This window comes from Burkholderia sp. BDU5 (assembly GCF_001522845.1).
GTDB classification, from domain to species: Bacteria; Pseudomonadota; Gammaproteobacteria; order Burkholderiales; family Burkholderiaceae; genus Burkholderia; species Burkholderia mayonis.
Map to the genome: position 1 here is coordinate 1 of NZ_LOWC01000136.1, position 7,523 is coordinate 7,523.

The 7,523-nt window shown below is 61.5% G+C and carries 10 protein-coding genes and 4 pseudogenes; 8 read left to right on the plus strand and 6 right to left on the minus strand.

The window, feature by feature from the left end:
- On the plus strand, window positions 1-685 hold a 685-nt coding region (locus WS69_RS34985), incomplete at its 5' end, for a tyrosine-type recombinase/integrase (RefSeq protein ID WP_231747186.1).
- A 106-nt stretch (window positions 686-791) separates the two neighbouring features.
- Here WS69_RS34985 and WS69_RS21080 read toward each other — a convergent pair.
- The 4 genes and pseudogenes from WS69_RS21080 to WS69_RS34990 form a co-directional block, all read right to left on the minus strand.
- Window positions 792-1,238 (minus strand): hypothetical protein, encoded by a 447-nt coding sequence (locus tag WS69_RS21080; protein ID WP_231747187.1) that lies wholly within the window; start codon window positions 1,236-1,238, stop codon window positions 792-794.
- Between the two features lie 4 nt (window positions 1,239-1,242).
- A pseudogene (locus WS69_RS31730) lies at window positions 1,243-1,838 on the minus strand (pyridoxal phosphate biosynthetic protein PdxJ); the annotation flags it as partial.
- The gene (locus WS69_RS21090; protein ID WP_059472630.1) at window positions 1,838-2,287 is read right to left on the minus strand and encodes a hypothetical protein; all 450 of its coding nucleotides are present in this window, start codon (window positions 2,285-2,287) and stop codon (window positions 1,838-1,840) included. The gene WS69_RS21090 and the pseudogene WS69_RS31730, both read right to left, overlap by 1 nt.
- Window positions 2,284-2,681 (minus strand): annotated as a pseudogene (locus tag WS69_RS34990) (hypothetical protein); the annotation flags it as partial. The pseudogene WS69_RS34990 and the gene WS69_RS21090, both read right to left, overlap by 4 nt.
- Window positions 2,682-2,690: 9 nt before the next feature.
- Here WS69_RS34990 and WS69_RS21100 point away from each other — a divergent pair.
- From WS69_RS21100 to WS69_RS21105, 3 genes and pseudogenes are all read left to right on the plus strand, one after another.
- Window positions 2,691-3,218: a phage regulatory CII family protein gene (locus WS69_RS21100; protein WP_059472631.1), complete on the plus strand. Its 528-nt coding sequence runs from the start codon at window positions 2,691-2,693 to the stop codon at window positions 3,216-3,218.
- Between the two features lie 13 nt (window positions 3,219-3,231).
- Window positions 3,232-3,495: pseudogene (locus WS69_RS34995) on the plus strand (hypothetical protein); the annotation flags it as partial.
- Window positions 3,392-4,150 (plus strand): annotated as a pseudogene (locus tag WS69_RS21105) (phage late control D family protein); the annotation flags it as partial. The pseudogenes WS69_RS34995 and WS69_RS21105, both read left to right, overlap by 104 nt.
- Window positions 4,151-4,329: 179 nt before the next feature.
- On the opposite strand, the gene WS69_RS21110 reads toward WS69_RS21105, so the two are convergent.
- A complete protein-coding gene (locus WS69_RS21110) occupies window positions 4,330-4,623 on the minus strand; it encodes a hypothetical protein (RefSeq protein WP_156438291.1) in 294 nt (97 codons plus the stop codon).
- A 308-nt stretch (window positions 4,624-4,931) separates the two neighbouring features.
- Between WS69_RS21110 and WS69_RS21115 the strand changes: the two genes are divergently transcribed.
- The 4 genes from WS69_RS21115 (at window position 4,932) to WS69_RS21130 (ending at window position 7,162) form a co-directional block, all read left to right on the plus strand.
- Window positions 4,932-5,216 carry a phage holin family protein gene (locus tag WS69_RS21115; protein WP_059472633.1) on the plus strand — a complete coding sequence of 95 codons (285 nt, stop codon included), beginning with the start codon at window positions 4,932-4,934 and terminating at the stop codon, window positions 5,214-5,216.
- A 2-nt stretch (window positions 5,217-5,218) separates the two neighbouring features.
- Window positions 5,219-5,710, plus strand: coding sequence for a glycoside hydrolase family 24 protein (locus tag WS69_RS21120; RefSeq protein ID WP_059472634.1), 492 nt, complete (start codon window positions 5,219-5,221; stop codon window positions 5,708-5,710).
- Entirely contained in the window at window positions 5,707-6,204 is a 498-nt protein-coding gene (locus WS69_RS21125; RefSeq protein ID WP_059472635.1) for a DUF2514 family protein, read from the plus strand. Before WS69_RS21120 ends, WS69_RS21125 begins: the two co-directional genes overlap by 4 nt.
- Before the next feature lie 169 nt (window positions 6,205-6,373).
- Window positions 6,374-7,162: a DNA adenine methylase gene (locus WS69_RS21130; protein ID WP_059472636.1), complete on the plus strand. Its 789-nt coding sequence runs from the start codon at window positions 6,374-6,376 to the stop codon at window positions 7,160-7,162.
- A 136-nt stretch (window positions 7,163-7,298) separates the two neighbouring features.
- Here WS69_RS21130 and WS69_RS35000 read toward each other — a convergent pair.
- Window positions 7,299-7,523 (minus strand): hypothetical protein (locus tag WS69_RS35000; protein WP_231747188.1); only part of this gene is annotated, 225 nt, incomplete at its 5' end.

Here is a 7,523-nt window from a genome sequence, read left to right on the forward strand (position 1 = left end):
AAGCGTCAGGCATCCGCAGCGTCGCTACCCCGCAAACATCATCTTCCAAGCACGGCCACTTCAAACGCTCAATTCCAGAACGCCGTCGTTTAGTGTCGGATTTGGACCGGCGTTCACAAGTGCATTCCGGCGCGGCGAACTGTTTCGCTTGACGTGGTCGGATCTCGACGTCGAGCGCCGGCTCGCGTTAGTCCGCGATCGCAAACATCCACGACAGAAGAAGGGCAACGACGAGTGGGTGCCGCTAATCGGTGATTCGCTCGAAGTATTGCTGCGTCAGCCACGGTATCCGGTGCCGCCTGAATACGAGGCGAAGCGCAAGATGGACCCGAAGATCGAGCCGCATCCGAACGAATACATTTTTCGGTTCGACAAGAGCACTGCGAGCAAGTACTTCAAGCTGGCCTGCGACGACAAAGGCATCGTCGATCTTCGTCCGCACGATCTCCGGCACGAAGCGACGAGTGCGCTGTTCGAAGACGGATGGGATATTCCGGAAGTTGCGGCGGTGACCGGGCACAAAGATTGGCGCAACCTGAAGCGGTACACCAGTCTTGTGAGGGCTTGTGACGTTGCGCTGCTGGTTGGCTTATTGGGTTCGACTCCATTCAGAGCTTCTCGAAGCTCGGCCGCGCGCGCCGCTCGTGCCCGTATGTCCCGCGATCCTTCGGCCAGCGTGACATAGATCTCGTCATGGTTTTGCCGGTGCGTGTCGATCGTGAGGCGATAGAGCAGGTCGCCTTCCTGCAACCAGTTCGGTGCGGTGTTCTGTTTGTCGTTCATGGTTATCCTCAATTCTGATCGCGTGGTACCGCCCGGCCGAGCTGCATCAAACCCGTTTTGAGCGTGACGCCGGCGGCTGCAGCCCACGTGCGAGCGTCCTGCGCCGCTTTGTGCCGTGCGTAGCTGCCGGCGTCGTCGGCCATCAGGTCGAGCAGCACGATGTCGGCCGAGTGCGAGACGTCGCTCACAAGGGCGCGGATCTCGATGCAAAGCGCGTCGAGGCGTGCGTGCATGCCCCTGCGGGCATCCGCAGGGGCTTCGTTTCTCTGGATTGCTTTTCGCCGCGCACGCGGCGTGTCGTTCTTCTGGAATGCCTTTGCGGGCGCGAGCCCGCGCACACGCTTTGAAACCGCATTGCCGTCGACGCTCGCCAGTGTGATAGCCGGGCGCTTGTCCGCGCGTTCCCGCTTTCGCGGCAGCGGACGTGAGGTAGAAAGGGCCGGGCGTGGGGTCATTTGGCTTCGGTCGGCGTGTCGGCACGGCATCGAGCAGGTCTTCGAGGCCTGTCAACGCGCGATGTACGCCTGCGATCGTGCCCGGCGACAACTTGCCGAAGCCCGGATCGTGCAACACGCTTTGCAGCGCTTGCAAAAGCTGCTTTGCATGTTGCTCGCCAATCTTCCGTTGAGGCTCGGCGGCGGCCGTTGCCGCGACGCTTTTGGGCGACGTCGTGTGGAGATGCTTTTTCGTGACCTTCGTCTTGCCCGCGTCCTTCGCTTTCAACAGGCCCGAGACGATCCGCTCCAGCGTCCGTTCCGCGCCGTGCCGTCGTATCTGCTCGATCACGAGCGTGCCGGAGATGGAGCCGTCGCGGACGAACTGGTGAATCTCCGCAGGTGCTTGCTCGAGCAGCCGTTGGCGATTATCAGCGCGGTGAGGTGCGACACCCACTGTTGATCGACGGGGCGCACGTTGTCGCGTGGATCGTAGTGGAGCTGTTCGTACGGCACCATCCAGAGATCCGCCGACGTCGCGCCCGCCGCCGCAGCGGCGGCCTTCGTGTTGCCGGTGACGATCGGCTCGACGAGCGCGAGCGATTGGGTGCGGGCATCCATTACTCGGCCTCCTGCGGTTGGAGACTATGAGCGAGTTCCATCGAGCAGTCGAGGATCAGGCGCGACTGCGTTTTCGGTCGCCGAAGCAGGAGATTCGAGCGATTCGGAGCGATATCAATGCGCTCGACGATCCAGCCGAGCGCGAGAAACGCGCGGACGGCGCGATCGGCCGTCTCGTTGAAAATCCCCGCGCGAACTCGGAGCGCCCATTTTGCCCGGCCGCTGTAGCGGTATTCGTCGGGTGCGCGGCAGTCTTCGAGGTACATCGAGTAGCCGTCAACGGCAATGTAAATGCCGGTTTCAGCGACCAACGCAAGGTCGCGCTCGATCGCTCGGATGTGCTTCTCGGCCTTCTTGAGTTGAGCGAGACGACGCGCATGAATGGCATTCGCGTGAGCGACGATCTCGTTATACGACGTCGGATGCTTGTAGGTCGTCATGCGCTTCACGCGGTCCTCCGGTTCTGGATTATCAGTTCGAGTCGCGACACTTCGAGGTCGATGCTCTGGCGGAACAGGCGCAGGAATCGCAACGTGCGGGTATCCGACCCAAGCAGCGAGTCGACGGGAAATCTCAAGCGAGCGGAGATGCGGGAACGAGATGGCGACGTGACGTTCCGCGTCTCGCGTGACGATCGTGTGGAGTTCGGGGCGCGTGTGCGCGGATCCGGCGGGCACGGCGGATCGCGACGCATGTCGAGGCGCGAGTGCGCTGCCGGCATCGTTCGAATAGGGTGCCGTCCGCCTGCTTGCAGGGGACCGACAGCGGCGGGGCCGCGTCCGAGCCCGTCAGCCAGTACAGGAAACGCAGGTCGTGCGGGCGCGGTTGGCGGCGCAGCCCACCAATAGTTCAATGACCTGCAGATACGACAGCACCGAATGGCTGGACGTGCTCTATACGTCCGTGCGTAACACGCCCGGCGGCGTAGCCGACGCCGCCAATCACCTGACGAACCGCCGAGGCAAGGGCATTACGCCGGAGTCGCTTCGCCTACGCCTGCGTGGTGTCGGCGATAGCCGCCTCTCGATGGAGATGTTCGAGTTGCTGATCGAGTGGATGCAGGAGAAGAGCGAAGCCGAGGCACACGCGCTCGATGCATTGCATGCGCTTAACGCTCGTTTCGGGCTTGTCGCCGAGCGCGTCGACGATCACCACGCGGCCGACGTCCACGAGCCGGGCGCGATGCATCTCGTGACGACGACGCTCCACTTGCAGGCGCATGTGGGGAAGGTCGCCGACGACGTGACGCGCGCGCTCGAAGATCAGCGCATCGACGATCGCGAAGCCGAGCAGATCATCGCGACGGGCCGCAAGGGGCAGCGCCTGTTCCAGCGGCTGATTCATGCCGCCCGTAACCTTGCTGCCCGCCGGCGTCGCTGACATGCAGCGATTCATGCCCGGCATGGGTTGCTGCCGCGTTGCGCGCGAGCAGGTGCAGTTGTGTTGCGAACGCCCGTATCAGCTCGCATGCGGCGTTGCTGCGCTCGCGTACCGGATCGAAGCCGCCCCGGAGCAGGCCGGACGGCTGTTCGTCTCCCAGATCTCCACCTTTCCCGATCGCGTTGCGCTGTTCATCAAACGCGCCGCGTTGGACGAACGTCAAGCTGGCCGACATCGTCGGCGACGTCGCGCGTCGCAACAAGTGGGCGGCCGCGTGTTCGGTCGAGGCCGTCGTGCCGCGCGCGGATCAGTTCGGCGAAAGTGACCTGCACTTCATCACGCGCATCGCGCGGCAGTATGGTGCGACCGCGACGGTGAAGGCGGGCAAGCTGATCGTCGGGCCGATCGGCGGCGGCAAGAGCGCGAGCGGCAAGATGCTGCCGTCAATCGAGCTGACGCCAGCGGATCTTGCCGATTACGAGATCACGTTTCCGGACCGGGCCAGCTTCGTCGCGGTGCGGGCGAAGGTGCACAACGCGAAGACCGGGAAGAAGATCGATCTCACGATCCCGAATCCGGATGCGCCGCCAGGTGCTGCAGCCGTTCATACCGAGCGCCATTCGTACGCCAGCCCGGAGGCCGCGAAGGCGGCGGCGAAATCCCGGCTCGAGAAGCTGAACCGGCATACCGCGAAGAGCGTCCTGCGCATGCGCGGCCGGACGGATATCGCGGCCGAGAAGTCGGTGAGGCTGAAAGGCTTCAAGCAGGAGGCCGACGGCGAGTTTCTGGTCGAGTCGGTGAAACACACGTACGCCGGCCGCAGTTGGGAGACGTCGGTGGAACTGAACGCGGGCAACAAGGGGAAGGCGAAGGCCGGTCACGGCAAGAAGCCGACGAAGAAGATCGATCTGGTTGTGCCAGCGCCGAGATAGCGCTTAGCCAACAGTTTGCAACATTCCCAGTCGTAATTACACCGGGTGGCCATCGCAGGTGATATTGGGAAACATTCGGTGTATTTGTTTTTGTTTTCCGGCTCGTGCTCGGGTGTTCGCCACGATTCGCTAACTGGGCGATCTTCGAGAGAGAGCCGGTTTTGCAATGCCCGGGGTTTTTAGCTGCCGATTGCAATAAATCCAAAGCTCCTGTCTTGGAACTTGTTGCTGTTGTCGCCCGTGTTAATTTGGCAGTAACCGGCGTTAACAAAGGGAGCGGATACCCCGTCCATGTTGCTTTGTCCTGAATCGCCGAAGTTATTTTGAGTTGCGACGACTGCGGGGGTCACCGAAAATTGAGTGTTGAAGGTGATCACGTATTTTCCGGTGTCGGTGCGCTCAACTCTGAAATCTTTGCTGCCACTGTTGATGCTACCGTTGGCATTAACACTACCCCAAATGATCCGTGACATTATTTTCTCCAGTATATGCGTGATGGAAAGTTCGCCATATCTATGGCGAATCGAGTCAATGCGATCGATAAATTTGTAGTGTGAAAATATTCCATCGATCCACATTGGCGTTTTGATCGTAGGTCGTGATCTTTTGAATGTAAACCGCCGATTAAGGTGCGTATCGATGTTGTGGTGCAGTTTTGTTGGTCGATGGTTTTTTTTGTGGTGATTGATCAATGAATTAATACGCTCGCGAATTTCGTTAAGTATTTCGGATGCCGCCTCGAGGCAACTCGGGCGGCTTTTCTTTTTTCAATGGGGGTGGGATGCAAGACCACGAAAAGACGATCTTGGAGCTGATCGTCATGGGCGGACTGATTGGCATCGCGAAGGTGCTGGTCGGTGGCGAGCAACTGACATTTCGGATCGTTGCCGGTCGGACAATGTTGGGCTCGGCGACATCGATGGTTGCCGGTATCGCGCTGCTGCAGATCCCGGATCTGCCGCCGATCGCACTGCTCGGCCTCGGGAGCGCGCTCGGCATCATCGGATCGCAGTATCTGGAGGTGCTGCTGCGTCGGAACGCGAAGCGCCTGTTCGGGGAGAAGTGACGATGGCACGAATCGACATCGCCGCGGCTGGCGGCAAGAACCGCGTCGCGTTCCTCGACATGATCGCAGTGAGCGAAATTGGCTCGGCGCTGCTCGCGAAGTCGGACGACGGCTACAACGTGCTGGTCGGTTCGACGCCGTCGCGACCGCTGCTGTTTGCGAGCTATGCGGCGCATCCGAATGTGCTCAACCGGCAGATTCCGGTGCCGTCGACGGCGGCCGGTCGCTATCAGATCCTCAATCGCTGGTGGCGCATCTATCAGGCTCAGATGAAGCTGCCTGATTTCGTGCCGGTCTCACAGGACCGATACGCGCTGCAGCAGCTGCGCGAGCACGGTGCGCTACCGCTGATCGACGCAGGCCGGTTTCGTGAGGCCGTCTCGAAGGTGTCGAACGTGTGGGCCAGCTTGCCGGGTGCAGGATACGGTCAGCATGAAAACCGGATCGAGCATCTGCTGGCGGCGTATCAGGCAGCCGGCGGGGAGGTCGCATGAGCTGGATCGATCCGCGTTTCTGGCTGGTCGTGATCGCCGGCATCGTCGCCGGCTCGGCCGGCGGCTATTTCAAGGGCCACCGGGACGCCGACCAGTCGGCCAAGGTTGCGGTGCAGGCGAAGCAGATCGCCGAGCTGGCGACCGAGCGTGACGAATTTCGCCGCCAATCGGCGGCACAACAGGAGATCGCAACCGATGCTGCGAAAGAACGTGATCAGGCGCGCGTTGATGCCGCTGCTGCTGCTGCTTCTGCTGCTGACGGCCTGCGCAGACAGGTCGCCGCGCTCGTCGCCGGTATTCGCCGTTTCGCCACTTCGGCCGGAGGCTCGTCAGCCGGCGACGCCCTCGATCTGCTCGCCGACGTGCTCGGCCGGGTTGACGCGCGAGCGGGAGAGCTGGCAACGATCGCTGACGAGCGAGGCGTCGCCGGCCAGCAGTGCGAACGCAGTTACGACGCGCTGACGGGCGACGTGCAAATCGATCAGCCGCGATAGCGCGGCATGCGAGGCCGGACGGCCTCGAGAGAAACAGGGCGACCGGTGGGCGTGCGGGAACACGCTCGCCGGTCGCCTTTCCACTGTCTAGCCAGTGAATCGGCCAAGGCCCTGCTACCTACCGGTAGGCGGGCCGGATTCTACACCAAGTTTTAAAACGGCTTTCACAATGGCAAATCCGATTATTCCGTGGATCGGCGGCAAGCGCCGCCTCGCTGACCATCTCATCCCGCGTTTTCCCGCGCACGACTGCTACGTCGAAGTGTTCGCCGGTGGGGCGGCGCTGTACTTTCTGCGACCGCCGGCGAAGGTCGAGGTGATCAACGACGTCAACGGCGAGCTGGTCAACCTGTACCGGGTCGTGCAGCACCATCTGGAGGAGTTCGTGCGGCAGTTCAAGTGGGCGCTGACGAGCCGGCAGGTCTTCGAATGGCTGAAGCAGACGGTCCCGGAAACCCTCACCGATATCCAGCGCGCGGCGAGGTTCTATTACCTGCAGAAAAGTTGCTTTGGGGCGAAGCTGGAAGGACAGTCATTCGGTACGGCGACAACAACGCCCCCCGGCCTGAATCTGTTGCGCCTCGAGGAGGAATTGTCAGCGGCCCACCTTCGGCTCGCGAACACGTTCGTGGAGCGTTTGGATTGGGCCGCGTGCATCGATCGTTACGATCGGCCGCACACGTTGTTCTATCTGGATCCGCCGTACTACGAGACGGAGGGGTATGGCGTGGCGTTCCCGTTCGAGGAATACGAGAAGATGGCCGTGCGGCTGCGCTCACTCAAGGGCCGGGCGATTGTGAGCCTGAACGATCACCCGGACATTCGGCGTGTATTCGACGAGTTTCACATCGAGACCGTACCAATCCAGTACACGGTCGGGGGCGGGAAGGGCGTCCCCCGCAACGAGCTGATCATTTTCAGCTGGGACGACGCGGCACAGCCGGTTGGATTGTTCTGACGCGGTAGAGATCGACCTGCCGTCAGGAGGGCGGCAGGTCGGGTACTGCATGGGCCGATTGACTGCGTGCGGAAGGACCAGACGTTACAAATCCTTCCGCCGCGAAAGATACGACAAAATCGGTGGTCGCTGCATGTCAATCTTGGTTAAATGTGCCCCGTACGGCGCGCCTTCCCCCTGTCGTTTTCATGTTGCAGTCGTCGAATTTGGTACCCTCTGACCAGAAATCGGCGGTTTGCCCGTCGCGACACGCGGCCCGATCGCCTGAATCCAATACGTATTCAATAAGAGACGGTTTCATAAAGACTGGTCGGCCCGCCGAAGGGTATTCCAGCAGATCAGGCAGCAACCGAGTTTGAAG

Coding starts and splice junctions, on each gene's coding strand:
- WS69_RS21115 (WP_059472633.1), top strand. CDS start 4,932: ATGCAAGACCACGAAAAGACGATCTTGGAGCTGATCGTCATGGGCGGA.
- WS69_RS21110 (WP_156438291.1), bottom strand. CDS start 4,623: ATGTCACGGATCATTTGGGGTAGTGTTAATGCCAACGGTAGCATCAAC.
- WS69_RS21125 (WP_059472635.1), top strand. CDS start 5,707: ATGAGCTGGATCGATCCGCGTTTCTGGCTGGTCGTGATCGCCGGCATC.
- WS69_RS21130 (WP_059472636.1), top strand. CDS start 6,374: ATGGCAAATCCGATTATTCCGTGGATCGGCGGCAAGCGCCGCCTCGCT.
- WS69_RS21120 (WP_059472634.1), top strand. CDS start 5,219: ATGGCACGAATCGACATCGCCGCGGCTGGCGGCAAGAACCGCGTCGCG.
- WS69_RS21100 (WP_059472631.1), top strand. CDS start 2,691: ATGACCTGCAGATACGACAGCACCGAATGGCTGGACGTGCTCTATACG.
- WS69_RS21080 (WP_231747187.1), bottom strand. CDS start 1,238: ATGACCCCACGCCCGGCCCTTTCTACCTCACGTCCGCTGCCGCGAAAG.